The following is a 26,114-nucleotide window of genomic DNA, read 5'->3' as shown; positions in this document are numbered from 1 at the left end:
AAATACCCGCCCGGCGGCAATCGTCGGGCAATCACCTTTATTCACTGATGCTAATTATGGGGAATTCTCGCCCAGGGAATGCTGTTGCCCGCAGTCAGCGTTTTATATGCGGAGAAATATAATAATGAAATATCCATTACCTCACACCGGGACACTCGCGGCACTGCTGCTGTTTTGCAGTAGCGTGCAGGCGGAAACGCTGCAAACCGGCAAAGACGTCGAAGCGCCAACCGCCAAATGGGATGGTCTGGCGCTCGGTTTCGAACCGCCGTCACCGGGGTTGCTGGGCGATATGCTGGGGATCAGACCGATCCTGGAAGATCATGGTTTTCACTATAACCTCGGCTATCTCAGCCAGCTGTCGTATAACGCCGGCGGCGGGTATAACCAGGATAAGCAGGCTTCGTATATCGATCAGTTCTCGTTGACCTTCAGTCAGGATTTGCAGGCGCTGACCGGCATCCCGGACGCGGCCATTGAGGGCAATATCGTTAACCGCAACCACGACAACAACCTGACGCGCGATCGCTTGCAGGATCCGCGCGCCAATCCGACCGATCTGTCGCAGGAAAGTTATGGCGGCCAGTCGATCACCCGGCTGGGTTGGCTGACCTTCAGCCGCAGTTTTCTCGATCGCCGGTTGCAGTGGCGCGTCGGCATGATGAACAAGGTGCAGGATTTCGATCAGATCATTCCCTGCGATTTCCAGACGCTGGCGCTGTGCGGCGGCAAGTCCGCCAACTCGCTGACCTGGTATAACTGGAACGTGCATTATTGGGGCACCACCCTGCAGTACAAACTGACCGACGGGCTGACGTTCAAAACCGGCGTGATGGAGCAGAACCCGAACGCCACGAGCCGCGGCCATGCCTGGAGCACCACCACCAAGGGCAGCAAGGGCTTTTTACTGCCGATGGAACTGGAGCTGAAAACCAATGCGGTCAATCAGTTGCCGGGGGTGTACAACCTCGGTGTCCTGTTCACCAACGCCAGGCAGCAGGATCTGTATGAAGGGGTTTCCGGTGGCGCGGGCGCGACCGATCCGAACGGATATCGCAGCCACAATCGCACCTGGTTCCTGTACAGCGGTTTTAACCAGCAGGTGACGCGCCACCGTGATGACGCCAGCCGGGGTTTGAGCCTGTTCTACAGCCTGGGGCTGGCGGATCAGCGCACCAACTATATGCACTATTCCACCTCGACCGGCATTCGCTACCACGGCCTGTTCGATGCGCGGCCGGACGACTGGCTGGGGCTGGGGGTATCTATGATCAAGCTGAGCGATCATTACCGGGATAATCAGCGCTACATGAACCAAATCAACAACGTTACCGATTACCAGGATCCCAACTATCGCCCGGTGCCGGGGCATTCGGTGACGGCGGAGCTGTTCTATCGCTTCAACGTCACCCCCTGGTTACAGTTGCAGCCGGGTCTGCAATATTGGCATCACCCGGCGGGCGTGAGCGAAACGCAGGACGCCTGGGTGACGGCGCTGAAAACGGTGGTGACGTTCTGACGGCTAGGCCGCATCGCTTTCCCGGTAACGCCGGCGCGCATGTTCGAACCAACTTGCCGGGACGTTGTGCGGCGGCAACTGGAGCCTGGCCAGCCCTTGTTCGACGATATGGCTGGCCTGTCGCCACAGCGTCGGGTCGCCTTCGGTCAGCACTTCCAGCAGCCGCTGTTTTTCAATCAGATAGGTTCGGGCAAAGTGGCTGTCGTATTCCAGCAGCGAACGGGTGTTGTCGATCAGGTCCGCCAGTTTGATGGTTTTAGCCTGCGGCGAGGCGCCGGCGCTGTGCCGCCGATCGCGGTTTTTGCGTTCAAAGCGGTTGCCGTCGCCGGTGCCGCTGACGTTGGTGAGCATGCCCACCAGTTCAGCGACCTGCGGCCCAAAATGGCTTTCGATATCGCTGAGCGTTGTGGGTGTATCTTCTACCGTGTCGTGCAGCCAGGCCGCGGCCAGCATTTCTTCACTGTGTGGCACGCTACTGACGATTTCCATCACTGCCTGCGGGTGAACAATGTAGGGATCATTGGTGTATTTGCGGCGTTGGTCGATCGCCGCATGCGCTTTGGTGGCGTAACGGCGTGCACGCTCTGCCAATGTGGTTGTCATATCCTTTCCCTCCGCACAGCACCCTGCTGTGGCATCCCCTGCATTGAAAAATGTAGCACATCGCGTAAAAAATAGTTTGCGATTACATCGCGCACTATCTATATTTACCTCATGAAAACCAAAGACACCGAACAACCCACTGCGAAAAACCTGCTGCTGCTCGACCAGCAGATGTGTTTTGCCCTGTACTCCGCCAACCTGGCGTTGAACAAGGTATATCGTAAACTGCTGAGCCAACTCGAACTCACCTATCCGCAATACCTGGTGATGTTGGTGCTGTGGGAGCGCGATGAAATCAGGGTCACCGACATCGGTGAACGGCTGTTTCTCGATTCTGCCACCCTGACACCGCTGCTGAAGCGGCTCGAGACCGCCGGCCTGTTGGTGCGTTACCGTGCCACGACCGATGAGCGGCAGGTGATCATCGCCTTAACCGATAACGGCCGCGCGCTGCGTGAAAAAGCGCAGGCGGTGCCGGAAGCGGTGATGTGCGCCACCGATTGCAGCCTCGACGAAATAGTGAATATCAAGCAGCAGCTGGAAAAGCTGCGCGGCAAGCTGATCGACCAGATTTGATGGCCAGTGCCAGAAGCACGATCGCCGATCGTGCACTACACTGAGTTAAGCGCTTAATATAAGTAGTGTGCGATTTAATCGTGAAAGATAGAGAAGTGACGGAGTTCAGCCAACTGAATCCGATGTCATACCTCCAACCCGGAAATAAGGAACGATTTATGTCCATTGAAAAAGTTGTTTACCGCGCTCATGCAACCGCCACCGGTGGCCGCGACGGCCGTGCGACCTCATCCGACGGCGTGCTGGATGTGAAACTGGGCGTGCCGAAAGAAATGGGCGGCGCGGGCGGTGAAGTCACCAACCCGGAACAGCTGTTTGCCGCCGGTTACTCGGCCTGCTTCCTTGGCGCGCTGAAGTTTGTCGCGGCGAAAGAAAAAGTGAAGATCCCGGCCGAGGCCAAAATTGACGGTACCGTCGGCATCGGCGAAATTCCCAACGGGTTCGGCATCGAAGTGCAGCTGGATATCACCCTGCCGGGCATTGAACGCAGCGTAGCCGAAGACCTGGTGAAAAAAGCCCATGTGGTGTGCCCATACTCCAACGCCACCCGCGGCAATATTGATGTAACTCTTAACGTTAAATAACGTTTTTGCCGACACCACGGAAAAAATGGAGGGGAGACCCTCCATTTCCCCTTCTGCCCCGCATTTATCGTCATCACAAAAAACGGCAAAAAATGCCTGCTTTTTGAGAATTCACTTGATTATTACCCCCAAAATAGCGCTTATTGCCGATCGGCTGAACCTGCAGCCGCATCCAATGTCTGACTGATTCAGAACTGTTAAAGCTCCGGAGCCATCGCGTTACATGAACAAAGTTAAATCGCTATCACAGCAGAATTTATCGTTATTGTTAGCGATTTATATCGGCATCTTTTTGAACCTTTCCGTTTTTTATCGTCGTTTTGATTCGTTTTCGCACGGCATTCAGGGCATTAAGGTTATCTCTGCGGTCACTGAAGTTATCGCTATCGTTCTGTTTACCTTCTTCATCATGCGGCTGATATCGCTGGGCGGCCGGCTGTTTTACCGCATTATCGCTTCGCTGTTGGTGCTGATTTCCGTTGCCGCCAGCTATTACATGACGTTCTTCAACGTGGTGATTGGCTACGGCATCGTCGTCTCGGTGATGACCACGGATATCGACCTGTCGAAAGAAGTGGTCGGGATGCATTTCGTCCTGTGGATGGTGGTGCTCAGCGCATTGCCGCTGCTGTGCATCTGGAAAAACAACCTGCGCTACACGCTGATCGAACAGCTGAAAACCCCCGGGCACCGGGTGAAACCGCTGATGGTGCTGGTGGCGGTGGTGGCGTTGGTCTGGCTGCCGCTGCGCATGCTGGACAAAGAGCAAAGCGCACAGGAAAAAATCACTAACGTCGATCTGCCAAGCTACGGCGGCGTGGTGGCGCATTCCTACCTGCCATCTAACTGGATCTCGGCGCTGGGGCTGTTTGCCTATACCCGCTACGACGAAAGCCTGGATCAGGCCAATTTGTTCGATCCGGCCAAGAATTTTACCTATGTGCCGCCGGCGGATATCGATGACACCTACGTGGTATTCATCATCGGTGAGACCACGCGTTGGGATCACATGGGCATTCTCGGCTATGACCGTGATACCACGCCAAGGTTGTCGCAGGAGAAAAACCTGGTGGCGTTCCGCGGCGAATCCTGCGATACCGCCACCAAGCTGTCGCTGCGTTGCATGTTCGTGCGCGAAGGCGGCACGTCGGACAACCCGCAGCGCACGCTGAAAGAACAAAACGTGTTTGCGGTGCTGAAAAGCCTGGGCTTCACCTCCGAGCTGTTCGCCATGCAGAGCGAGGTCTGGTTCTACAACAATACCGAAGTGGACAACTATTCGTTCCGCGAGATGATCGCCTCCGAGAAACGCAACGACGGCAAATCGGTCGACGATATGCTGCTGGTGGACGAAATGAAAGAGTCGCTGGCGCGCTACCCGAAAGGCAAGCATATGGTGATCTTGCACACCAAAGGTTCGCATTATCTCTATTCGCAGCGTTATCCGCGCAGCTACGCGCGCTATCAGCCCGAATGTATCGGCGTTGACGACTTCTGTTCCAAAGATCAGCTGGTTAACGCCTTCGATAACTCGGTGCTGTATACCGACAGCTTTATCGCCAATGTGATCGACCAGGTGCGCGAGAAGAAGGCCATTGTGTTCTATTCGTCCGATCACGGCGAGTCGATAGGCGAGAATTCACACCTGCACGGCACGCCGCGCGAAATGGCGCCGCCGGAGCAGTTCCGCGTGCCGATGATGGTATGGGCCTCTGATAAGTTCCTGGAAGATCAGCAGCATCGCAGCGCGTTTGAGCAACTGCAGGCACAGCAGCGTATCGGCAAGACCCACCGCCACGTCGAGCTGTTTGATACCATTCTCGGTTGCCTCGGTTACACCTCGCCGAATGGCGGCATCGTAGATAAAAACAACTGGTGCAACATCCCGCAGGAAAAAGCAGCGGCGACCCCGCTGTAACATCCCCATGCCGGGCGCGGCTGCGCCCGGTGTTTATATCTCCGTCATACTTGACGCTGCATCTGTGTTGGCTACGGCCGTGATGCAACTCCAATTATTTTGGGGATGCATTCTCCTCAATACATTTTCTTCATCAATTCATCAGGCTCAGGCTTGCGGTATACTTGCGCACTTTCCCCTCGGACCGGAGATTTCCATGACCCTGCGCGTGGCGTTTATTGACGATCATGACATTGTGCGATCGGGCTTTGTACAACTGCTGTCGCTGGAGGCGGATATTCAGGTGGTCGGGGAGTTCAGCAGCGCGGCTCAGGCGCGCGCCGGCTTGCCGGGCCTGGAGGCGGAAATCTGCATCTGCGACATTTCGATGCCGGACGGCAGCGGGCTGGATCTGCTGGCGGACATTCCCTCCGGGATCCGGGTTGTGATGCTGTCGATGCATGACAATCCGGCGCTGGTGGAGCTGGCATTGGAGCGCGGCGCCTGCGGTTTTTTGTCCAAGCGCTGCAAGCCGGAAGATTTGATCACCGCGGTGCGCACCGTCGCCAGCGGTGGCGTGTACCTGATGCCGGAAATCGCCCAACAGCTGGCGCGGGTGAAGGTCGATCCGCTCACCCGCCGCGAACGCGAAATCGCGCTGCTGCTGGCACAGGGGCAGGAGGTGCGAGAGATCGCCGCTGCACTGGGGCTGTCGCCGAAAACGGTGCACGTGCATCGCGCCAATTTGTTCGCCAAGCTGGACATCAATAACAACGTCGAGCTGGCCAAGCGGATGCTGAACCTGTGATGCAACGCCTGATCACCCAGTTGGCGCTGTTTTTTATCTACGCCACCAGCGCTTTTTGCCTGTGGGGCATAGGTACTGCGCTGATCGACCCGCCGTGGCAGGCGCTGCTGCTGTTCCCGTTTGGCCTGCGGATGGGCATTTTGCTGCAAAGCCCTTACCGTTTTTGGCCAGGAATTTTGCTGGCCGATCTGCTGCTGATGGTGCTGCTGGCGGATCAGTTCGGCTATGGCCCGGCGCTGTGGGCTTCAGTCGTCGTGCTGGCGCTGACGGTGTTGCTCAGCCTGCTGGCTTCTCCCTGGTTGTTGCGCCATCAGCAAAGCGACAGTGAATGGCAATGGCCGCTGCTGCAGGGCGCGGTAGTGGCGGCGGCGGCCCTGTTGCAGGCCATGGTGTGGCAACTGGTGAACGGCGAAGGCGCGCGTGCGCTGCTGCTTGGCCTGGCGGGCGGTTTCACCATTGCGCCGACCTGCCTGCTGCTGTGGCACTATCTGGCGCGGCAAATCTGGGTACCGCTCGAGCCGGGCCTGATCCATAAACCCGTGACGCTGCGTCTGCACCATCTGGCCAGCTATCTGCTGCTGTTCGCGCTCAGCATCTGGTTGCAGCAACAGGTGAATGCCGCCGAGCTGCGCCGCTTCGCCCCGTTCTGCCTGGCTATTCCGATTGTCTTTATGTCCTATCGTTATGGCTGGCAGGGCGCGCTGCTGGCGACGCTGCTCAACGGCGTGGTGCTGGTGGCCAACGAGCCGCCGCAGCCGGAATCACACCGCGATCTGCTGTTGTCGCTGCTGGCCCAGAGCCTGACCGGGCTGTTGCTCGGCGCGGGCATCCAGCGCCAGCGCGAACTGAACCAGCAACTGCGGTTGCGGCTGGCGGAGAACCGCCAACTGGCGCGCGCGCTGGTCACCGCAGAGGAACAGACCCGGCGTGAGGTGGCGCGGGAACTGCACGATGAGGTCGGGCAGACCATCACCGTCATCCGTACCCAGGCCAGTATCATTAAACGTCTGGCGCCGCAGCCGCAGGTGGTGGGGTGCGCCGAAGCCATAGATACGCTGGCGTTGCGGGTCTATGACGGCGTGCATGACGTGCTGACCCAACTGTGGCCGGCGGCGTTGAATAACCTGCCGCTGTCGGCGGCGGTGGCGGCGATGCTGCGTGAATCACTGCCGCAAGATGCCTCGCTGGTGAGCGTGATGCAGTGGCAGGTGCCGGATGAACTGCTGGACGAAACCCTGAAGATTACGCTGTATCGGGTGTGTCAGGAGGGGGTGACCAACGTCTGCCGCCATGCGGCCGCCAGCCGGATTGAGCTGGATGCGCGTCTCGGGCACCGCAAAGGGCAGCCGCCGCAAATCCAGCTGACCATTTGCGATAACGGCGTGGGTATCGATCCTGCCGGCCACGAGCCGGGTTATGGCCTGCGCGGCATGCAGGAGCGTATCAGCGCGCTGGGCGGCCGGCTGCGGTTGACGTCGGAACAGGGCACCTGTTTGAATGTGATCTTACCCACAGTTTCACCGACAGAGGGGCAAAACTAGGAAATACTCCTAGCCGCGTCGGGAATCCGGCGTAAGCCATTCGCGCGCACGCGCAGCATGATAGCGGCACTTTTCCCACTCTTCTGAGGTTTCACATGTGGTCTTTCCTTAAAAGCCGCCAGGATGTGCCGCAGGTCACCGATCAAAAACAGATCGATGCCAGCTATAAATACTGGCGTATCCAACTGATGTGGACGATGTATATCGGCTATGCCGCGTTTTACTTCACGCGCAAAAGCTTCAACTTCATCATGCCGGCAATGCTGAGCGATCTTGGCCTGACGATGTCCGATGTCGGCATCCTCGGCACGCTGTTTTACATCACCTACGGCTGCTCGAAGTTTATCTCAGGCATGATCAGCGATCGCTCCAACCCGCGCTATTTCATGGGGCTGGGCTTGATCATGACCGGGATACTCAACATCTTCTTCGGTCTCAGCTCTTCGCTGATGATGCTGGGCACGCTGTGGATCCTTAACGCCTTCTTCCAGGGCTGGGGTTGGCCGCCATGCTCCAAAATTCTTACCAGTTGGTACTCGCGCTCCGAGCGTGGCGGCTGGTGGGCTATTTGGAACACTTCGCACAACTTTGGCGGCGCGCTGATCCCGCTGCTGGTCGGCTTTATCTCGCTGCACTTCAGCTGGCGCTACGGCATGATCATTCCGGGCATCATCGGCGTGGCGCTGGGCCTGCTGATGTGCTGGCGCCTGCGTGACAAGCCATCCACCCTGGGCCTGCCCAGCGTCGGCAAATGGCGCAACGACGCCATGGAACTGGTGCAGGAATCGGAAGGCCAGGGGCTGACCAACCGGGAAATCATCAAGCGCTACGTGCTGACCAACAAGTACATCTGGCTGCTGGCGGTGTCTTACGTGCTGGTGTACATCGTACGTACCGCGATCAACGACTGGGGCAACCTGTACCTGACGCAGGAGAAAGGCTATTCGCTGATGACCGCCAACTCGGCGATCTCCCTGTTCGAAGTGGGGGGCTTTATCGGCTCGCTGGTGGCCGGCTGGGGTTCTGACAAGCTGTTCCGCGGTAACCGTGGGCCAATGAACCTGATCTTCGCCATCGGTATCTTCCTGTCGGTTGCGGCGCTGTGGATCATGCCGGGCGTCACCTTCCTGTTGCAGGCCGCCTGCTTCTTTGCCATTGGCTTCTTTATCTTTGGCCCGCAGATGCTGATCGGCATGGCGGCGGCGGAATGTTCGCACAAGGATGCCGCGGGTGCGGCGACCGGTTTTGTCGGCCTGTTCGCTTACCTTGGCGCGGCGTTGTCCGGCTACCCGATTGCGCGGGTGATGGAAATCTGGCACTGGAACGGTTTCTTTGTGGTGATCTCCATCGCCGCCTGCCTGTCCGCGCTGTTCCTGTTGCCGTTCCTGCGCGCCCAGTCGCCGGCGCTCAATACCGCCAAGGCATAATGAAAAAGCGCTGCGCAGGCTCTGGCGCAGCGCTTTATGCCGTTTTTATCGCCACTTGACGGGCGCGATTGAAAAAGTCATTGACGCCTATGATGGCCGGCAGTAACATGCGCCCCCATCGGCGAGTAGCGCAGCTTGGTAGCGCAACTGGTTTGGGACCAGTGGGTCGGAGGTTCGAATCCTCTCTCGCCGACCACATTTAAGAAACCTGCTTTTTAAGCAGGTTTTTTTTCGCCTGGAGTTTATGAGGATGAGAACCTCCGAAGGAGGTTTGAGCCGAGCGCAGCGAGACCACGTTGCTTTAGCAACGGCCCGCAGGGCAAGCATCGTAGATGCGCGTAATCCTCTCTCGCCGACCACATTTAAGAAACCTGCTTTTTAAGCAGGTTTTTTTTCGCCTGGAGTTTATGAGGATGAGCACCTCCGAAGGAGGTTTGAGCCGAGCGCAGCGAGACCACGTTGCTTTAGCAACGGCCCGCAGGGCAAGCATCGCAGATGCGCGTAATCCTCTCTCGCCGACCACATTTAAGAAACCTGCTTTTTAAGCAGGTTTTTTTTCGCCTGGAGTTTAGGCAGCCTTGCCGACCACGAAGTCAAAATGGATTTCGTCGTAAGGGAACACGATCTTCGCACCTTTCTTCTCTAAAACACCGGCATTCAGTAGCGCTTGAACATCCGTATGCACAGCTTTGAAATCCCGGCTTACCCGCCTGGAAAGTTCGCGGATCGACATCGCCTCAGCACCGGTCATTTCTCTGATAAGCGCCATGCGGTTAGTGTTCAGCAAAACATAGGTCATTGTTTCGATATCTGGAAATGTCAGCACGCTTCCCATATCCACGCCAGATAATGCTTTGGAAAAATCGGTTTTAAGCCTGTTGATCGCCTGTTCGGCAGGCAGTACATTTACCATCAGAATGCTCATTGCGGCCTCCTTAGCTGGTTTACTTCAGTAACAAAATCATTAACCAATTGGTTGATGTCAATAAACTCTATGGGGACCTCGGCTGCGCCGAGATGTTTGTGGTCGCCTTTACCTGCTTCGTTGTCGTAGCGCAATACACACACATCTTGCACAACATAGGCCAAACGGTACTTGTATCTGTGGTTGCTTCCTCTTACTGAGGGGGTCACGTCCCAAACAACCAGGCTGAGCAAACTGCTTCTGTCCAGCCAGATGCGTCTCTTCATGATGAGTATTGCCGGCATTTAACATTCCTTGTTGATGTTTAAGCTACCATCAAATTTATTTTGATGTCAACGATGACATCATTCCCATAAAAGACATTCATCCTTTCCCACTAATTAATTCACTCTCCTTATTCCTGGCCACTTCTGTTATTCATATTTAAATAAATTCACCGTTGCCAAATAAAACCCGATTGATAGAGCTATTGTGTTGTAGGCGGTTTTATCTATAGTCTGAATACATACAGCGGAGGTAATTAATTCCCGTTGTGTGGCAAGATATTTAAATGTGTTTTTTAGTTTAATCGGCCAAGATTATTGCGGAATTATTTTGCTCCGGCAATAGGCGGCCGTCATTAACTCTTTTACGTTTATCCTCTCGGAATAAAGGAATCAGTTATGCGCAAATTTAATAAACCGTTGTTGGCGTTGCTGATCGGCAGCACGCTGTGTTCTGCGGCCCAGGCCGCCGCGCCGGGCAAGCCCACGCTGGCCTGGGGCAATACCAAATTCGCCATTGTCGAGGTTGATCAGGCGGCGACGGCTTATAATAATCTGGTGAAAGTAAAAACTGCCGCGGATGTTTCCGTTTCATGGAATTTATGGAATGGCGATACCGGTACCACGGCAAAAGTGTTATTAAACGGCAAGGAAGTCTGGAGCGGAGCCTCAACCGGCGCTTCGGGCACGGCAAACTTTAAGGTTAATAAGGGCGGCCGTTATCAAATGCAGGTGGCATTATGCAATGCCGATGGTTGCACCGCCAGCGACGCGACAGAAATTGTGGTGGCGGATACCGACGGCAGCCATTTGGCGCCGTTAAAAGAACCGCTGCTGGAAAAAAATAAACCTTATAAACAAGACTCCGGCAAAGTCGTCGGTTCTTATTTCGTTGAATGGGGCGTTTATAATCGTAATTTCACCGTCGATAAAATCCCGGCGCAAAACCTGACGCATTTGCTGTACGGGTTTATCCCGGTCTGCGGCGGTGACGGCATCAACGACAGCCTGAAAGAGATCGAAGGCAGTTTCCAGGCGCTGCAACGTTCCTGCCAGGGCCGCGAAGACTTCAAGGTGTCGATCCACGATCCGTTCGCCGCGCTGCAGAAAGGGCAAAAGGGCGTCACCGCCTGGGATGACCCCTACAAAGGCAACTTCGGTCAGCTGATGGCGCTCAAACAGGCGCGTCCCGATCTGAAAATCCTGCCGTCTATCGGCGGCTGGACGCTCTCCGACCCGTTCTTCTTTATGGGCGATAAGGTGAAGCGCGATCGCTTCGTCGGTTCGGTGAAAGAGTTCCTGCAGACCTGGAAGTTCTTTGACGGCGTGGATATCGACTGGGAATTCCCGGGTGGGCAGGGCGCTAACCCGAAACTGGGCAGCGCACAGGACGGGGCGACCTATGTGCAGTTGATGAAAGATCTGCGTGCCATGCTGGATCAGCTTTCGGCGGAAACCGGCCGCAAGTATGAGCTGACCTCCGCCATCAGCGCCGGCAAGGACAAGATCGACAAAGTGGATTACAACACCGCGCAGAACTCGATGGACCACATCTTCCTGATGAGTTACGACTTCTATGGCGCCTTCGATCTGAAAAATCTGGGCCACCAGACCGCGCTGAAAGCGCCGGCCTGGAAACCGGACACGGCTTACACCACGGTTAACGGCGTCAATGCGTTACTGGCGCAGGGCGTGAAGCCGGGCAAAATTGTGGTGGGTGCCGCCAAGTACGGCCGTGGCTGGACCGGCGTGAGCGGTTACCAGAACAACAATCCATTTACCGGCACCGCCACCGGGCCGGTGAAAGGTACCTGGGAAAATGGCATCGTGGATTACCGCCAAATCGCCAACGAGTTTATGAGCGGTGAATGGCAGTACAACTATGACGCCACTGCAGAAGCGCCTTATGTGTTCAAGCCGTCTACCGGCGACCTGATCACCTTTGACGATCCGCGTTCGGTGCAGGCGAAAGGCAAGTATGTACTGGATAAGCAACTGGGGGGATTGTTCTCCTGGGAAATTGACGCCGACAACGGGGATATTCTGAACAATATGAATACCAGCCTGGGCAATAGCGCCGGCACGCAATAATCCGGTTGTAGCACGTTGCCGGGGGATATCCTTTCGCCCCCGGCTTTTTGACAGACGAAAGTTTTTTCACGCCGCACAGATTGTGAGGTCAGAGGGCGCAAAAAGGACAACTCCGTCTCACCCTTTCGAGTAAGGAATCAGCATTTCATCCTGTTTTTAACCTAGATAACGAAAATAACCGTTCAGATATTCATCATTTAACAACAAACTTTTTTAGTTTTTTCTCGGAGTTAAATGCCAATAACTTTCCTCATGGCAGTCTATCGAGCTAAAAATGACCGCATAGCATAATTTTTAATGCTGCAAGTGTTAAAAAAAGGTTTTTTTTATGTTTGTTTGCTGTTTCTCACAGTCTGTGTAAATCCCTACTGGTTATATTGACGACACCCCAAACAGTTGGCAATTTGGTAGTCTCAGGGGTAAGAGCGAGAGTTGTTTGAGTGAATTCCACGCGCTCAGACGCCCCGGCGGGATGCGTTTTACCCGGCTCTCTCGCGCGTTTATCCCTTCTGCCTTCGGGCAACGACTGCACAGGCCGTGCAAAAAAAAATATAGGGTCTGGCGGTAACTACCCAATAGCTTTCGACCTGCAGCAAGGCGGCAATCGAACGAATCCCCGAGAGCTTAGGGGTGAGAGAGAGCAGCCAACGACGCAGCAGTTTGAAAGATGCAGGGTACACACACATCACATCACATAACGGAGCACAGCGATGACAAGTTCCTTGGGAAAAACAGGGATTCTGAAATTCGGGATTGGGCTGATTGCGTTGACCGTCGCGGCCAGCGTGCAAGCAAAAACGTTGGTTTATTGTTCTGAAGGGTCCCCGGAAGGGTTCAACCCGCAGCTGTTCACTTCGGGTACCACTTATGACGCCAGCTCGGTGCCCATCTATAACCGTTTGGTCGAGTTCAAAATCGGCACCACCGAGTTGGAACCGGGCCTGGCCGAAAAATGGGACGTCAGCGAAGACGGCAAAATCTACACTTTCCACCTGCGTAAAGGCGTGAAGTGGCAGAGCAGCAAAGACTTCAAACCGACCCGCGATTTTAACGCCGACGACGTGGTGTTCTCGTTCGAACGCCAGCTGGACGCGAATAACGCCTATCACAAAGTCTCCGGCGGCAGCTATGAGTACTTTGAAGGCATGGACATGCCGAAGCTGATCGCAAAAATCGAGAAAGTGGACGATAACACCGTGCGCTTCGTGTTGAACCGTTCGGAAGCGCCGTTCCTGGCCGATCTGGGCATGGACTTCGCGTCTATCCTGTCTGCCGAATACGCCGACAACATGATGAAAGCCGGCACGCCGGAAAAAGTGGACCTGAACCCGATCGGTACCGGCCCGTTCCAGCTGCTGCAATACCAGAAAGACTCCAAAATCCTGTACAAGGCATTTGACGGTTACTGGGGCACCAAGCCGAAGATCGACCGTTTAGTCTTCTCCATTACGCCTGACGCCTCCGTGCGTTACGCCAAGCTGCAGAAAAACGAGTGCCAGGTGATGCCGTTCCCGAACCCGGCGGATATCGCTCGTATGAAGCAGGACAAAACCATCAACCTGATGGAAAAACCGGGGCTGAACGTCGGCTACCTGGCGTTCAACGTCGAGAAAAAACCGCTGGATAACCTGAAAGTGCGTCAGGCGCTGACGTTGGCGGTCAACAAGCAGGCGATCATCGACGCGGTGTATCAGGGTGCAGGCCAGGCGGCCAAGAACCTGATCCCGCCGACCATGTGGGGCTATAACGACGCGGTGAAGGATTACACTTACGATCCGGTCAAGGCCAAAGAGCTGTTGAAAGAAGCCGGTATGGCTGACGGTTTCGCCATCGATCTGTGGGCGATGCCGGTACAGCGCCCGTATAACCCGAACGCGCGTCGCATGGCTGAAATGATCCAGAGCGATTGGGCGAAAATCGGCGTGAAAGCCAAAATCGTGACCTACGAGTGGGGTGAATACCTCAAGCGCGCCAAGGCGGGCGAACATCAGACGGTGATGATGGGCTGGACCGGCGACAACGGGGATCCGGATAACTTCTTCGCCACGCTGTTCAGCTGCGCCGCAGCGAAAGACGGCTCCAACTACTCCCGCTGGTGCTACAAGCCGTTTGAAGATTTGATTCAACCGGCGCGCGCCGAACCGAACCACGACAAACGCGTAGAGCTGTACAAACAGGCTCAGGTCGTGATGCACGATCAGGCTCCGGCGCTGATTGTTGCCCACTCCACCGTTTATGAGCCCGTGCGTAAAGAAGTGAAAGGCTACGTCGTGGATCCGCTTGGCAAGCATCACTTTGAGAATGTCTCTCTAGATTAATTCTGGTCCTTCGGCCGGGGTGCACAAAAGGACTTGGCAGGGGCGCAACAGGTTGCGCTTCTGCTGAGTCGTCCCCGGCGTATGGCATCAGGGTTGTTCAAAGTGTGTGAGCTTTAATAAGCCTGGCGGACGATGAGCTGCCGGGCATTTTATACAGAGAGTTCGGGATATGTTGCAGTTCATACTCCGACGTTTGGGGTTAGTTATCCCAACGTTTATCGGCATAACTTTGCTGACTTTTGCATTCGTCCATATGATCCCGGGTGACCCGGTGACCATCATGGCCGGGGAACGCGGGATCTCCGCAGAACGCCATGCGCAGTTGATGGCGGAAATGGGGCTGGATAAACCGCTCTATCAACAATACTTCCATTACGTATCCAACGTGCTGCATGGCGATTTGGGTACCTCCCTCAAAAGCCGCATCTCGGTGTGGGAAGAGTTTGTTCCACGCTTTAAAGCCACGCTGGAGCTTGGCTTCTGCGCGATGATCTTCGCCGTGCTGGTGGGCATTCCGGTCGGGGTGCTGGCGGCGGTCCGGCGGGGATCGATATTCGATCACACCGCCGTGGGCATTTCGTTGACCGGCTATTCGATGCCGATTTTCTGGTGGGGCATGATGCTGATCATGCTGGTGTCGGTGCAGCTAAACCTGACGCCGGTATCAGGGCGCGTCAGCGACACGGTGTTCCTCGATGATAGCCTGCCGCTGACCGGCTTTATGCTGATCGACACCCTGATTTGGGGGGCGCCGGGCGACTTCACCGATGCGGTAATGCATATGATCCTGCCGGCTATCGTGCTGGGCACTATCCCGCTGGCGGTTATCGTGCGCATGACGCGCTCCTCGATGCTGGAAGTGCTTGGCGAAGATTACATTCGCACCGCACGCGCCAAGGGCGTGAGCCGTATGCGGGTGATCGTGGTGCACGCATTGCGCAACGCGCTGTTGCCGGTGGTGACGGTCATCGGCCTGCAGGTCGGCACCATGCTGGCCGGCGCCATTCTGACCGAAACCATCTTCTCCTGGCCGGGCCTGGGGCGTTGGTTGATGGACGCGCTGCAACGTCGCGACTATCCGGTCGTCCAGGGTGGCGTGTTGCTGGTCGCCTGTATGATTATTCTGGTTAACCTGCTGGTAGACGTGCTCTACGGCGTGGTCAACCCACGAATTCGCCACAAGAAATAAGGGGCGCTCTGATGTCTCAAGTCACTGAGTCTGTAGTTAAAGGTGCGCCGAAGCCCATGAGCCCGTTCCAGGAGTTCTGGCACTATTTCAAGCGCAACAAAGGGGCCGTCGTCGGCCTGGTTTATATCGTTTTGATGTTTGTGATTGCTATCGGTGCCGGCGTTCTGGCGCCGCATGCCCCGGCGGATCAGTTCCGCGACGCGCTGCTCAAGCCACCGGCCTGGCAGGAAGGGGGCAGCTGGCAATACTTCCTCGGTACCGACGATGTTGGCCGCGATGTGCTGTCGCGCCTGATGTACGGCGCGCGGTTGTCGCTGCTGGTCGGGTGCCTGGTGGTGGTGCTGTCGCTGATCATGGGCGTGGTGCTGGGCCTGTTGGCCGGTTACTTCGGCGGCGTGGTGGATGCTGTCATCATGCGTATCGTCGACATCATGCTGGCGCTGCCAAGCCTGCTGCTGGCGTTGGTGCTGGTGGCGATTTTCGGTCCCTCCATCGTTAACGCCTCGCTGGCACTGACCTTCGTCGCCCTGCCGCACTATGTGCGTCTGACCCGTGCGGCGGTGTTGGTGGAAGTGAACCGCGACTACGTCACTGCCTCACGGGTGGCGGGCGCCGGCGCGCTGCGTCAAATGTTTATCAACATTCTGCCAAACTGCCTGGCACCCCTGATCGTCCAGGCTTCTCTTGGTTTCTCGAACGCCATTCTGGATATGGCCGCTCTCGGCTTCCTGGGCATGGGTGCGCAACCGCCAACGCCGGAGTGGGGTACCATGCTCTCCGACGTGCTGCAGTTCGCCCAAAGCGCCTGGTGGGTCGTGACCTTCCCCGGCGTGGCGATTCTGCTGACGGTGCTTGCATTTAACCTGATGGGGGACGGCTTGCGTGATGCTCTCGACCCCAAACTCAAGCAGTAACAGAGGACGAGAGAGATGGCGTTATTAAATGTAGACAAGCTTTCGGTGCATTTCGGCGACGAAGGCACACCCTTCCGTGCGGTAGACCGTATCAGTTACAGCATTGAGCAGGGCCAGGTGGTCGGCATCGTCGGCGAATCCGGCTCCGGCAAGTCCGTCAGTTCGCTGGCGATCATGGGATTGATCGATTTCCCCGGTAAGGTGATGGCCGAAAAACTGGAGTTTAACGGCCAGGATCTGCGCAAGATTTCCGAAAAAGAACGCCGCCAACTGGTGGGCTCGGAAGTGGCGATGATCTTCCAGGACCCGATGACCAGCCTGAACCCGTGTTACACCGTCGGTTTCCAGATCATGGAAGCGTTGAAGGTGCATCAGGGCGGCAATCGCAGTACCCGCCGCCAGCGGGCTATCGATCTGCTGACCCAGGTGGGGATTCCCGATCCGGCCTCGCGGCTGGACGTCTATCCGCATCAGCTTTCCGGCGGGATGAGCCAGCGCGTGATGATCGCCATGGCCATCGCCTGTCGGCCGAAGTTGCTGATTGCCGATGAACCGACCACCGCGCTCGACGTGACCATCCAGGCGCAAATCATCGAACTGCTGCTGGAGTTGCAGCAGCGCGAGAATATGGCGTTATTGCTGATCACCCACGATCTGGCGCTGGTAGCCGAAGCGGCGCACCACATCATCGTGATGTACGCCGGCCAGGTGGTGGAGTCCGGCAAAGCCGCGGAGATCTTCCGCGCACCGCGCCACCCTTACACTCAGGCGCTACTGCGTGCGCTGCCGGAATTCGCCGCCGACAAGGCGCGCCTGGCTTCGTTGCCGGGCGTGGTTCCGGGAAAATATGACCGCCCGAACGGGTGTTTGCTCAACCCGCGCTGCCCGTACGCCAATGAGCGTTGCCGCGTTGAGGAGCCGGAATTGCGCAGCATTCCCGGCCGTCAGGTTAAATGTCACACACCGCTGGATGATGCGGGGAGGCCGACCGTATGAGCCAGAATCAACCCTTATTGCAGGCGATTGACCTGAAGAAACACTATGCGGTCAAGAAGGGGATGTTTGCCCCGGAACGGCTGGTCAAGGCGCTGGATGGCGTTTCCTTCACCCTGGAACGCGGTAAAACCTTGGCGGTGGTGGGCGAATCGGGCTGCGGCAAATCAACCCTGGGCCGCCTGCTGACGATGATCGAAGTGCCGACTGCCGGCGAACTGTACTATCAGGGGCAGGATCTGCTGAAGCCGGACGTCACCGCCGAGAAGCTGCGACGTCAGAAGATCCAGATTGTGTTCCAGAATCCTTACGGATCGCTCAACCCGCGTAAAAAGGTCGGGCAGATCCTCGAGGAACCGTTGCAGATCAACACATCGCTGACCAGCGCGGAGCGCCGTGAAAAGGCGCTGGAGATGATGGCGAAGGTCGGGCTGAAAACCGAACATTACGATCGTTATCCACACATGTTTTCCGGCGGCCAGCGCCAGCGTATCGCCATCGCGCGTGGGCTGATGCTAAACCCGGACGTAGTGATTGCCGATGAGCCCGTGTCTGCACTCGATGTGTCGGTACGTGCGCAGGTGCTGAACCTGATGATGGATCTGCAGCAGGATTTGGGGCTGTCCTATGTGTTCATTTCACATGATTTGTCGGTAGTGGAGCACATCGCCGACGAGGTGATGGTGATGTATCTCGGCCGTTGTGTGGAGAAGGGCAGTAAAGACGCCATTTTCAATAACCCACGCCATCCGTACACCCAGGCGCTGCTGTCTGCCACGCCGCGCCTGAATCCGGATATGCGCCGCGAGCGCATCAAGCTGACCGGCGAGTTGCCCAGCCCGATGAACCCGCCGCCGGGCTGTGCATTCAACGCCCGCTGCCGTCGCGCCTTCGGGCCATGCACCCAGCTGCAACCGCAGCTTAAGCAATACGGCGAACAGATGGTGGCCTGCTTTGCAGTCGATCAGGATGAAAATCCCGACGTATAAGTCTGTTATTACTGATAATTAATGTTAACGCCGGCATTTACGTCGGCGTTTTTTTTTGGCTAATTTTCGAAATTATTCATTGAATAATTATTCCGGGTATATTCATAAATATTTAATTTATTACCGAAACCCTCAAAAAAAATTATTTATATTCGTAATATCCTTAAAAACGTCATACCCACCATCCTCCCGCTTAATTAGCCCAATATTTAATGACAGGCGGTTCAGCGCTGTAGCTACTCCTTTATTCTACAAGCCATAAAAAAGCACGCCCGAAGGCGTGCCTAAGAATTAACTGCGGGATTGACCGTGACGTTTACTGTGGATAAGGCACCCAATCGCCACCGTTAAGGCGAATGTAGGGTTTACCCTGATATTGCATCACGATGGCGTTGTCGTTCTCCGAAATAACCGGCGTTTGTGGCAGATTTTGAGTCAGTGCCTGCCAGTCTACGCTTGGTGCGGTGAAGGCTTTACCGTCTACCAGGCGGGATACCAGCTCAGAGAGCGCCAGATAGCTGCTTGGCGTTTTAATCTGCAACGGGCTGCCCTGATGCGGCGCTTTCATGCCCACCAGTTTGATGCCGACCGGCGTATGGGTAATGCTCGGGCTTGGGATATCACGCAGGCCGGACATCTGCATTTTGTCGCCCACCAAGGCCGCGCCGTGTTCCGGCACAATGACCACCATCACTTTGCGTCCGGACTTCTCCAGTTGTTCCAGGAAGGTGTTCAACTGGTCAAACAGCTTTTGCGCACGCGGCTGATAATCCGCGCTTTTGTTCGAGCCGACGAAGCGGTTGCCGTCATGCAGCGGAATGACGTTGAAGAAGGTGGCGCTGCGGCTATCCCCGGCCTTCTGTTGTTGATCCAGCCAGCGGGTGAGCAGTTCCAGATCGTTGTAAATCGGCTCGCCGTCGAAAGAGGTCAGTTCATTGCCGATACCGGCTTGTGACATCAGCGGCGCCTGCAGATCGCCCTGCTCGCGCAGGTTTTTCAGGTAGTTGCCGAACACGCCCGAGTGGTCCAGCATCAGCTGCTCTTTAAAGCCAAGTTTGGCAAGATTATCAAACAGATAACACTGCTGATTCACCGGTTGATACAAATCGTGATGCGAAGATTGGCCGCAACTGGCGCGCAGCAGGCGGATAGCGGCCGGGCCGCTGTAGGCGGTCGCCGAGTTGAAGCTGTCGAACATGATGTCCATTTTCGACCACAGCGGATGGTTCTGCAGATTGATCGACTCCATATCGGCCCAGGCCAGCGAGCAGATATTGATCACCAGCAGGTCAAAGGGCTGGGCGTCGGCCGGCAGGGTGGCCGGGAAGGCGGTGGCGCGGGATTTTTCCCGATCGTAAAACTGATTCAGGTAGGCCGTCAGGTTAGCGCTGGTCGGCGGCGCGCTGTCGGCCGGGGCGTTGTCACCGCCTGCTGCGGCCGGCGCCGTCGTTGCCGGCGTGGAGGTGGTTGCGGTGGTGCTGGCGGGCAGCAGCGACACGGCCGGACCGGCGATGGTCAGGACATTCAGCCACACCAGCGCCCCCACGGTGAAGACCGTGACGCGCACCCACTGGGCCAGAAACAGATAGGCAATCAGCATCACGAAGGCGGCGCCGATCATCTGCCAGTTGATAAAGCGGTTCACCAGTTCCAGCAGGTATTGGGCGCTGAAGCCGGCCAACTGCGAACCCTGGTTGAGAATGCTGTTGATGCCTGGCAACCAGGTATCGTAATAGAACAGGGCGATACCGACAGGAATGGCGACATAGTGCCGCCAGCGGTGCAGGCGCAGCGCCGGTATCGGCATCAACAGGAACGCCATAAACACCAGGTTCGGCAGCGGGTGGAAATTCAGGTAGCCGAACCACAGCAGGCCGAACTTGGCCAGGAAGTAGTAGTTCCAGCCGCCGAGTCCGCGCCAGTAGCGCCACAGAGAGTTATCGGGTTGGGTGTTGTTTTTTGGCTTCATGGCTGTTTCTTATGCTTAATCTGAGATGAAGAACCTTCGCGCACCCATAACCCGGAGGATTTTAAATAACGCGGTGATAAAAACAGGTTTTGCCAATATTGACGCCAGCGCGGGAAACGGCGGTGAAAGAAATAGCCCAGCGGAATAAAAATGATCGCGCACAGCAAAATCAACTGCGCGATATCGTTAAGGTTCAGCATGCTTGTTCTCCTGTGCGCCGGCGGCCAGCGTGAAGGCTACCGGTTGACGGCGTTCCTGCGGGCCGTCAGCCACGGCGGCGCTTTGGCGCGGCGCGGGCGGCGTGGTGGCCTGCGGCGCTAACGGAATATTGGCGTTTTGCGCCAGCCGTTTGATTTCTGAAGTAATATCCACGTCCTGGTGCCACACCACTCGGTTGCTGAACGCCTCGTTCACCGGCAGGCGGAAGATGAATTTCAGGGCGGTGTCCAGATCGTTAATCCGGCAGGTGGAGAGGAACAGCACCAGCCGCCCTTGCACCACGGTCATTACGTCACCGAAGCGGCGCAGATGGCACAGAGTCATCGCCTGTTCGGCACGCAGCCCCGGCGCAGGGCGCAGCGCGACCATCACGCCTTTGCCGTCTTCCGGCAGCAGCGTGTTGTTCATCAGCGAAATGACCGCCTGGCTGAAGTCGTCCGGGCGCATATAGCCTTTCAATTGCAGCGGCCGCAAGCCGTGCAGCAGGGCGTCGATATCCGCCGGAACATGACGCGAGAAGCGTTGCCCCTGGATGCCCTCCAGCATGGTCAGAAAACGTGATAGCGGCGCAACGTGCGGCACAATCAGGTTGGCGCCGCAGGCCAGCAGCAGGCGTTCATCGCTGTAGCGCAGGCTGGCGCTCATCTCGCGCACCGCAATTTTCAGCCCGTTGCCGCGATGGCGGCGAAGGCTGTGAATTTGATGCGCCAGCGCATCGATTTCGTCGCTTTGGTACAGCGCGAAAATCAGCGTTGCCGAGAGCGTCAACATGCCGTGCTGAGCCAGCTCCGCATTGCTTTCCAACAGTTGCCAGTTGGCCGACAGCGGCGGCGCACCTTCAAGAATGCTTTGCTGGGCCAGATAGAGGCCTTCGTCGCTGCGTATGGAGGTTGGCGAAGGTTGATTGCCGTCATCGTCACCCTGCCAGCCGTTTTCTCCGACATACAGCGTCAGTAACTGGTTGGCGTTGATGCCATTTTCCGTACTCCACCAGCTAACCAGATATTGCGCGCTGTCTTGCTGCCACTGCAGGCTGGCCAGGCCGTTAAGAATACGGTGCTGGGTACTGAGCTGCCCTTTGAGTTTGTTCACGCCACTGCCATGGCTGAGGATCAGCAGGGTGCACCCTTGCCGATGCAGCCAGTGGCCAGTGGTACGGCCCCAGTCGCGCAACTCTTCGGTGGTGAAGGTTTGCCACAGGCTGGCGTGGGCCAGCAGGATTAACAAGCGGTTTTGCGGTTTTAAGGCGCGCATCAGGTCATCGCAGAAATGCGTCAGCGCCGCTTTTTTCTCCGGTAGCTGGTACAGCGGAATTTTTTTCAGTGCAGGGGAAGCCAGCTCAGCCAGCAGTTTGTCGGGTTTTTCTCCGCTGCAAATCAACGCGACCTGGCTGGTTGCGGCCTGGGCAGCTAGAGTTTGTTGGCAGAGCAGAGCGGCATCAGTTTGGCGGTCGACATTCACCCAATAAAGCCCAGGTGACTGCATCACTGACAGTTCTTCCCAAATCTGCCGAATACCTAATGAGAAAGATTGCGCCATAGGATATTTTTCTACTTTCGTTGAAAGTGCCGTCGCGAGCAACTGAGTAAGTATTGCTAGTCAGTCAGCGTATCATTGGGAACAATAATAACAAATCTGACAATCTGTGTAATAATATCTGTTAAGAATCATCTTATTGGTTATGTCTTTTTTAGGTTACTCTTTTTTTTAGATTGCTATAGTTAATTAACATTAGCCTATTTTTAAAAGGCGGCAGAATGAATAATCAATTAACGCGCTTTCACGGGGTGGTATCGCCGGAAACTCAGGACGATCTGCTGGCCCTTAGTCAGGCTTTTTCTCTGCCAACATTAAGTTATGTCGATATTTCGCGTCAGGAACGATTGACGCAGATGATGACGCGTTGGCCATTGCTGGCCGAATTGGCGCAAACCACGGGGAGCCGCTAGTTTATGCCGATAATTGCGCTGCAAGGGCTGCGAGGCGGGATGGGCGCGTCGTCGATCACGGCGGCGCTCGCCTGGGCATTACAGGAGTTGGGCGAGTCGGTGCTGGCGATTGATTTTGCGCCGGATAATCAGTTACGCCTGCATTTCAATACGCCGTTTGAGCTGGCACGCGGCTGGGCTCGTGCAGAGCAGGACGGCGGCGACTGGCAGCAGGGCGCCATGCGCTACTGCGAAAAACTCGACTTTCTGCCTTTTGGCCGGCTAACGGCCACGGAACGACTGAATTTGCAATCCCCGGCTCGCTGGCAAGATAATCTGGTGCAGTTGGCCGGCGGCGGTCAATACCACTGGATCCTGCTGGATGTGCCGGCGGATGATGGCGTGCTGGCGCGTCAGGCGTTGGCGCTGGCAGACAGCATCTTCATGCTGATCGCCCCGGACGCCAACTGCCAGATCCGCCTGCATCAACAGGCGCTGCCGGAAGGTTGCCACTTCCTGATTAACCAATATTTTGCCGCCAGTCAGTTGCAGCAGGATCTGCATCAGCTGTGGTTGCAAACCTTGGGCGGGCTGTTGCCGGTGGCTATCCACCGCGATGAGGCGATGGCCGAAGCGCTGGCGGCAAAGCAACCGCTGGGTGAGTACCGCCCCGAGAGCCTGGCTGCCGATGAGGTGCTGACGCTGGCCAACTGGTGCCTGATTAATCTCAAGGATGCGGCGCCATGAGCCGGGTGATGAGCCTGCTGCTGGTGCCGCCGGTCCATCAGGCGGTGCAGACGCGCTATCGAACTTACCGCCGTAACGGCTCCTCGGCCTTTAGCGCTTTCCTTGCCACACTGCTGGTGGCGTTGGGCTGGATTTTCCTGCGTTTTGAATCCCCGGGCTGGCAGCAAGTGAGCGCCGGCCGCGCCTATTGGTTCCCGCATCTGTCCTTCATCCGTCCGCGCCCTGCGGATGGGTTGCGTTATCTGTTGCAGGGGCTGTGGCTGTTGCTGTTTCGTACCGGCCGCGCGCCGATGGGCCGCCATTATTTCGCCGGTTGGCACCGTCTGCAACTGCGTTACGCCAACTGGCTGCAAAGGCTCCCGCACCGGTTGCAGAGCGCCGGGGTGGAGCAGCGTTCGGTGGAACGCCTGAGCCAGATGAGCCGGCGCATGCGCCGCGTGCTGTTTATCATTGTCGGCGTACTGGCGGCGATCCTCGCCATGCTGTGCATTTCGCAACCCTTCGATTTGCCGGCGCAGTTTGTGTTTGTGGTGCTGCTGTGGGGCATTGCGATGGTGGTGCGCCGGGTGCCGGGCCGCCTGCCGGCGCTGATGCTGATCGTACTGTCGCTGACCGTTTCCTGCCGCTACCTTTGGTGGCGCTATACCGCCACGCTGAACTGGGACGATCCGCTCAGCCTGACCTGCGGCCTGCTGCTGCTGGCGGCGGAAACCTATGCCTGGGTGGTGCTGGTGCTAGGGTATTTTCAGACCGTCTGGCCGCTTAACCGCCAGCCGGTGCCGCTGCCTGCCGACAGCACCACATGGCCGACCATCGATCTGATGGTGCCGACCTACAACGAAGATCTTGGGGTGGTGAAGCCGACCATTTACGCCGCGCTGGGCATCGACTGGCCGAAAGAGAAGGTCAATATCTACCTCCTCGATGACGGCAACCGGCCCGAATTCAAAGCCTTCGCCGAAGAGGTGGGGGTGAAGTATATCGCCCGGCCGACCCATGAGCACGCCAAGGCCGGCAACATCAACAATGCGTTGAAGCAGGCCACCGGCGAGTTTGTGGCGATTTTCGACTGTGACCACGTGCCGACCCGCTCCTTCCTGCAATTGACCATGGGCTGGTTCTTCAAAGACAAGAAGTTGGCGATGTTGCAGACCCCGCACCATTTCTTCTCGCCGGATCCGTTTGAGCGCAACCTTGGGCGTTTCCGCCAGACCCCGAACGAAGGCACGTTGTTCTACGGCCTGGTGCAGGACGGCAACGATATGTGGGACGCGACCTTCTTCTGCGGCTCTTGCGCCATTCTGCGCCGCAGCGCGCTGGATGAGATAGGCGGCATCGCGGTGGAAACCGTCACCGAAGATGCCCACACCTCGTTGCGTTTGCATCGGCGCGGGCACACCTCGGCTTATATTCGAATTCCACAGGCCGCCGGGCTGGCGACAGAAAGCCTGTCGGCGCACATTGGCCAGCGCATTCGTTGGGCGCGCGGCATGGTGCAGATTTTCCGGCTGGATAACCCGCTGTTCGGCAAGGGGCTGAAACTGGCGCAACGCCTGTGTTACGCCAACGCCATGTTGCACTTCTTGTCCGGTATTCCGCGGCTGATTTTCCTCACCGCGCCTTTGGCGTTCTTACTGCTGCACGCCTATATCATTTTCGCACCTGCGCTGGCGATCGCGCTCTATGTGTTGCCGCATATGATCCATGCCAGCCTGACCAACTCGCGCATCCAGGGGAAATACCGTCACTCCTTCTGGAGCGAGATCTACGAAACGGTGCTGGCCTGGTATATCGCCCGGCCTACCACGGTGGCGCTGTTCAATCCGCACAAGGGCAAATTCAACGTGACCGCCAAAGGCGGTCTGGTGGAAGAGGAGCATGTCGATTGGGTGATTACCCGGCCTTACATGTTCCTGGTGGTGCTCAATCTGGCCGGCCTGATCTTCGGCGCCTGGCGGATGGCCTACGGCCCGACGGACGAAGTGATGACGGTGATCGTCAGCCTGGTGTGGGTGCTGTACAACATGACCATTCTCGGCGGCGCGGTGGCGGTGGCGGTAGAGGCCAAGCAGGTGCGCCAGGCGCACCGCGTGGAGATTGCCATGCCGGCGGCGATAGCCCGCGCCGATGGCCATCTGTTCCCTTGCACGCTGCGCGACTATTCCGACGGCGGGGTAGGGATTGAAATGCGCGTGTCGGATGCGCTGAAAGACGGCGACAAGGCATCGCTGCTGTTAAAACGCGGCCAGCAGGAATACAGCTTCCCGTGCGTAGTCACGCGCGCCTTCGGCAGCAAGGTGGGGATCCGCATGGTCTCACTCACCACCCGTGAACATATTGATTTTATTCAGTGCACCTTTGCCCGCGCCGATACCTGGGCGCTGTGGCAGGACGGGTTCCCTGAAGATAAACCGATCGAAAGCCTGCGCGACGTTCTGGCGCTGGGCTTCCGGGGTTACCTGCGCATGGCGGACTATGCGCCGCCGATGGTGCGCAGCCTGCTGGTCGGATTCACGACGATGATTGCGTGGATAGCGTCGTTCATCCCGCACGGTGTCGGCAGGCACCCGGCTTTCAGCCAAAAAGAGACAGTGGTATAGGCAAACCGCCCCGT

At 57.0% G+C, this 26,114-nt stretch carries 22 protein-coding genes, 1 tRNA gene and 2 other RNA genes; 19 read left to right on the top strand and 6 right to left on the bottom strand.

Annotated features, from left to right (window positions below; genetic code table 11):
- Nucleotides 1-124: 124 nt before the first annotated feature.
- The gene (locus tag JK621_RS15915; protein WP_212556801.1) at nt 125-1,519 is read left to right on the top strand and encodes a carbohydrate porin; all 1,395 of its coding nucleotides are present in this window, start codon (nt 125-127) and stop codon (nt 1,517-1,519) included.
- 3 nt (nt 1,520-1,522) lie between these two features.
- On the opposite strand, the gene JK621_RS15910 is transcribed toward JK621_RS15915, so the two are convergent.
- Nucleotides 1,523-2,122: an HD domain-containing protein gene (locus JK621_RS15910; RefSeq protein ID WP_212556800.1), complete on the bottom strand. Its 600-nt coding sequence runs from the start codon at nt 2,120-2,122 to the stop codon at nt 1,523-1,525.
- A 111-nt stretch (nt 2,123-2,233) separates the two neighbouring features.
- On the opposite strand from JK621_RS15910, the gene JK621_RS15905 reads away from it, so the two are divergent.
- From JK621_RS15905 to JK621_RS15865, 9 genes are all read left to right on the top strand, one after another.
- On the top strand, nt 2,234-2,698 hold the full coding sequence (locus JK621_RS15905) for a MarR family winged helix-turn-helix transcriptional regulator (RefSeq protein WP_013811007.1): 465 nt from the start codon (nt 2,234-2,236) through the stop codon (nt 2,696-2,698).
- 158 nt (nt 2,699-2,856) lie between these two features.
- A complete protein-coding gene (locus JK621_RS15900) occupies nt 2,857-3,282 on the top strand; it encodes an organic hydroperoxide resistance protein (RefSeq protein ID WP_004950797.1) in 426 nt (141 codons plus the stop codon).
- Between the two features lie 223 nt (nt 3,283-3,505).
- The gene (eptB, locus tag JK621_RS15895; protein ID WP_212556799.1) at nt 3,506-5,200 is read left to right on the top strand and encodes a kdo(2)-lipid A phosphoethanolamine 7''-transferase; all 1,695 of its coding nucleotides are present in this window, start codon (nt 3,506-3,508) and stop codon (nt 5,198-5,200) included.
- Between the two features lie 196 nt (nt 5,201-5,396).
- Nucleotides 5,397-5,987, top strand: a complete 591-nt coding sequence (uhpA, locus tag JK621_RS15890; RefSeq protein ID WP_212556798.1) for a transcriptional regulator UhpA — start codon at nt 5,397-5,399, stop codon at nt 5,985-5,987.
- Nucleotides 5,987-7,528: a signal transduction histidine-protein kinase/phosphatase UhpB gene (gene uhpB, locus JK621_RS15885; RefSeq protein ID WP_212560212.1), complete on the top strand. Its 1,542-nt coding sequence runs from the start codon at nt 5,987-5,989 to the stop codon at nt 7,526-7,528. Before uhpA ends, uhpB begins: the two co-directional genes overlap by 1 nt.
- Before the next feature lie 95 nt (nt 7,529-7,623).
- A complete protein-coding gene (locus JK621_RS15880; protein ID WP_212556797.1) occupies nt 7,624-8,955 on the top strand; it encodes an MFS transporter in 1,332 nt (443 codons plus the stop codon).
- A 119-nt stretch (nt 8,956-9,074) separates the two neighbouring features.
- Nucleotides 9,075-9,151: transfer RNA gene (locus JK621_RS15875), tRNA-Pro, on the top strand.
- A 34-nt stretch (nt 9,152-9,185) separates the two neighbouring features.
- Nucleotides 9,186-9,314, top strand: a non-coding RNA gene (locus tag JK621_RS15870) — RtT sRNA.
- Nucleotides 9,315-9,348: 34 nt separating this feature from the next.
- Nucleotides 9,349-9,477, top strand: a non-coding RNA gene (locus JK621_RS15865) — RtT sRNA.
- Nucleotides 9,478-9,523: 46 nt separating this feature from the next.
- Here JK621_RS15865 and JK621_RS15860 read toward each other — a convergent pair.
- Both JK621_RS15860 and JK621_RS15855 read right to left on the bottom strand, forming a co-directional pair.
- Nucleotides 9,524-9,880 carry a transcriptional regulator gene (locus JK621_RS15860; RefSeq protein ID WP_212556796.1) on the bottom strand — a complete coding sequence of 119 codons (357 nt, stop codon included), beginning with the start codon at nt 9,878-9,880 and terminating at the stop codon, nt 9,524-9,526.
- Nucleotides 9,877-10,164, bottom strand: a complete 288-nt coding sequence (locus tag JK621_RS15855; protein WP_212556795.1) for a toxin-antitoxin system TumE family protein — start codon at nt 10,162-10,164, stop codon at nt 9,877-9,879. Before JK621_RS15855 ends, JK621_RS15860 begins: the two co-directional genes overlap by 4 nt.
- Nucleotides 10,165-10,542: 378 nt before the next feature.
- On the opposite strand from JK621_RS15855, the gene JK621_RS15850 reads away from it, so the two are divergent.
- The 6 genes from JK621_RS15850 (at nt 10,543) to dppF (ending at nt 18,637) form a co-directional block, all read left to right on the top strand.
- Entirely contained in the window at nt 10,543-12,234 is a 1,692-nt protein-coding gene (locus JK621_RS15850) for a glycosyl hydrolase family 18 protein (protein ID WP_212556794.1), read from the top strand.
- Between the two features lie 710 nt (nt 12,235-12,944).
- On the top strand, nt 12,945-14,552 hold the full coding sequence (gene dppA / locus JK621_RS15845) for a dipeptide ABC transporter periplasmic-binding protein DppA (protein ID WP_212556793.1): 1,608 nt from the start codon (nt 12,945-12,947) through the stop codon (nt 14,550-14,552).
- 169 nt (nt 14,553-14,721) lie between these two features.
- On the top strand, nt 14,722-15,741 hold the full coding sequence (dppB, locus tag JK621_RS15840; protein ID WP_020438277.1) for a dipeptide ABC transporter permease DppB: 1,020 nt from the start codon (nt 14,722-14,724) through the stop codon (nt 15,739-15,741).
- Between the two features lie 11 nt (nt 15,742-15,752).
- Entirely contained in the window at nt 15,753-16,655 is a 903-nt protein-coding gene (dppC, locus tag JK621_RS15835) for a dipeptide ABC transporter permease DppC (RefSeq protein WP_212556792.1), read from the top strand.
- Between the two features lie 15 nt (nt 16,656-16,670).
- Nucleotides 16,671-17,651, top strand: coding sequence for a dipeptide ABC transporter ATP-binding protein (dppD, locus tag JK621_RS15830; protein ID WP_212556791.1), 981 nt, complete (start codon nt 16,671-16,673; stop codon nt 17,649-17,651).
- Complete coding sequence (dppF, locus tag JK621_RS15825; protein ID WP_212556790.1) at nt 17,648-18,637, top strand: dipeptide ABC transporter ATP-binding subunit DppF; 990 nt, start codon at nt 17,648-17,650, stop codon at nt 18,635-18,637. The genes dppD and dppF overlap by 4 nt, the downstream gene beginning before the upstream one ends.
- A gap of 316 nt (nt 18,638-18,953) precedes the next feature.
- Here dppF and bcsG read toward each other — a convergent pair whose 3' ends face one another.
- Genes bcsG through bcsE form a run of 3 tightly spaced genes read right to left on the bottom strand, consistent with a single transcriptional unit; the run spans nt 18,954 to nt 22,364 of the window.
- The gene (bcsG, locus tag JK621_RS15820; protein ID WP_212556789.1) at nt 18,954-20,606 is read right to left on the bottom strand and encodes a cellulose biosynthesis protein BcsG; all 1,653 of its coding nucleotides are present in this window, start codon (nt 20,604-20,606) and stop codon (nt 18,954-18,956) included.
- A complete protein-coding gene (bcsF, locus tag JK621_RS15815; RefSeq protein WP_212556788.1) occupies nt 20,603-20,806 on the bottom strand; it encodes a cellulose biosynthesis protein BcsF in 204 nt (67 codons plus the stop codon). The genes bcsG and bcsF overlap by 4 nt, the downstream gene beginning before the upstream one ends.
- Nucleotides 20,793-22,364, bottom strand: a complete 1,572-nt coding sequence (gene bcsE, locus JK621_RS15810) for a cellulose biosynthesis protein BcsE (RefSeq protein WP_212556787.1) — start codon at nt 22,362-22,364, stop codon at nt 20,793-20,795. The genes bcsF and bcsE overlap by 14 nt, the downstream gene beginning before the upstream one ends.
- Before the next feature lie 218 nt (nt 22,365-22,582).
- Here bcsE and bcsR point away from each other — a divergent pair, with 218 nt between their 5' ends.
- From bcsR to bcsA, 3 genes are read left to right on the top strand one after another with little or no spacing between them, the layout of a single operon-like run.
- Nucleotides 22,583-22,774: a cellulose biosynthesis protein BcsR gene (bcsR, locus tag JK621_RS15805; protein WP_212556786.1), complete on the top strand. Its 192-nt coding sequence runs from the start codon at nt 22,583-22,585 to the stop codon at nt 22,772-22,774.
- A gap of 3 nt (nt 22,775-22,777) precedes the next feature.
- Nucleotides 22,778-23,500: a cellulose biosynthesis protein BcsQ gene (bcsQ, locus tag JK621_RS15800; protein ID WP_212556785.1), complete on the top strand. Its 723-nt coding sequence runs from the start codon at nt 22,778-22,780 to the stop codon at nt 23,498-23,500.
- Nucleotides 23,497-26,100, top strand: coding sequence for a UDP-forming cellulose synthase catalytic subunit (gene bcsA / locus JK621_RS15795; RefSeq protein WP_212556784.1), 2,604 nt, complete (start codon nt 23,497-23,499; stop codon nt 26,098-26,100). Before bcsQ ends, bcsA begins: the two co-directional genes overlap by 4 nt.
- Nucleotides 26,101-26,114 lie beyond the last annotated feature (14 nt).

The organism is Serratia plymuthica, assembly GCF_018336935.1.
In the GTDB taxonomy this organism is placed as follows: domain Bacteria; phylum Pseudomonadota; class Gammaproteobacteria; order Enterobacterales; family Enterobacteriaceae; genus Serratia; species Serratia plymuthica_B.
This window is presented reverse-complemented; position numbering and strand designations above follow the sequence as displayed.

Coding starts and splice junctions, on each gene's coding strand:
- JK621_RS15915 (WP_212556801.1), top strand. CDS start 125: ATGAAATATCCATTACCTCACACCGGGACACTCGCGGCACTGCTGCTG.
- JK621_RS15910 (WP_212556800.1), bottom strand. CDS start 2,122: ATGACAACCACATTGGCAGAGCGTGCACGCCGTTACGCCACCAAAGCG.
- JK621_RS15905 (WP_013811007.1), top strand. CDS start 2,234: ATGAAAACCAAAGACACCGAACAACCCACTGCGAAAAACCTGCTGCTG.
- JK621_RS15900 (WP_004950797.1), top strand. CDS start 2,857: ATGTCCATTGAAAAAGTTGTTTACCGCGCTCATGCAACCGCCACCGGT.
- eptB (WP_212556799.1), top strand. CDS start 3,506: ATGAACAAAGTTAAATCGCTATCACAGCAGAATTTATCGTTATTGTTA.
- uhpA (WP_212556798.1), top strand. CDS start 5,397: ATGACCCTGCGCGTGGCGTTTATTGACGATCATGACATTGTGCGATCG.
- uhpB (WP_212560212.1), top strand. CDS start 5,987: ATGCAACGCCTGATCACCCAGTTGGCGCTGTTTTTTATCTACGCCACC.
- JK621_RS15880 (WP_212556797.1), top strand. CDS start 7,624: ATGTGGTCTTTCCTTAAAAGCCGCCAGGATGTGCCGCAGGTCACCGAT.
- JK621_RS15860 (WP_212556796.1), bottom strand. CDS start 9,880: ATGAGCATTCTGATGGTAAATGTACTGCCTGCCGAACAGGCGATCAAC.
- JK621_RS15855 (WP_212556795.1), bottom strand. CDS start 10,164: ATGCCGGCAATACTCATCATGAAGAGACGCATCTGGCTGGACAGAAGC.
- JK621_RS15850 (WP_212556794.1), top strand. CDS start 10,543: ATGCGCAAATTTAATAAACCGTTGTTGGCGTTGCTGATCGGCAGCACG.
- dppA (WP_212556793.1), top strand. CDS start 12,945: ATGACAAGTTCCTTGGGAAAAACAGGGATTCTGAAATTCGGGATTGGG.
- dppB (WP_020438277.1), top strand. CDS start 14,722: ATGTTGCAGTTCATACTCCGACGTTTGGGGTTAGTTATCCCAACGTTT.
- dppC (WP_212556792.1), top strand. CDS start 15,753: ATGTCTCAAGTCACTGAGTCTGTAGTTAAAGGTGCGCCGAAGCCCATG.
- dppD (WP_212556791.1), top strand. CDS start 16,671: ATGGCGTTATTAAATGTAGACAAGCTTTCGGTGCATTTCGGCGACGAA.
- dppF (WP_212556790.1), top strand. CDS start 17,648: ATGAGCCAGAATCAACCCTTATTGCAGGCGATTGACCTGAAGAAACAC.
- bcsG (WP_212556789.1), bottom strand. CDS start 20,606: ATGAAGCCAAAAAACAACACCCAACCCGATAACTCTCTGTGGCGCTAC.
- bcsF (WP_212556788.1), bottom strand. CDS start 20,806: ATGCTGAACCTTAACGATATCGCGCAGTTGATTTTGCTGTGCGCGATC.
- bcsE (WP_212556787.1), bottom strand. CDS start 22,364: ATGGCGCAATCTTTCTCATTAGGTATTCGGCAGATTTGGGAAGAACTG.
- bcsR (WP_212556786.1), top strand. CDS start 22,583: ATGAATAATCAATTAACGCGCTTTCACGGGGTGGTATCGCCGGAAACT.
- bcsQ (WP_212556785.1), top strand. CDS start 22,778: ATGCCGATAATTGCGCTGCAAGGGCTGCGAGGCGGGATGGGCGCGTCG.
- bcsA (WP_212556784.1), top strand. CDS start 23,497: ATGAGCCGGGTGATGAGCCTGCTGCTGGTGCCGCCGGTCCATCAGGCG.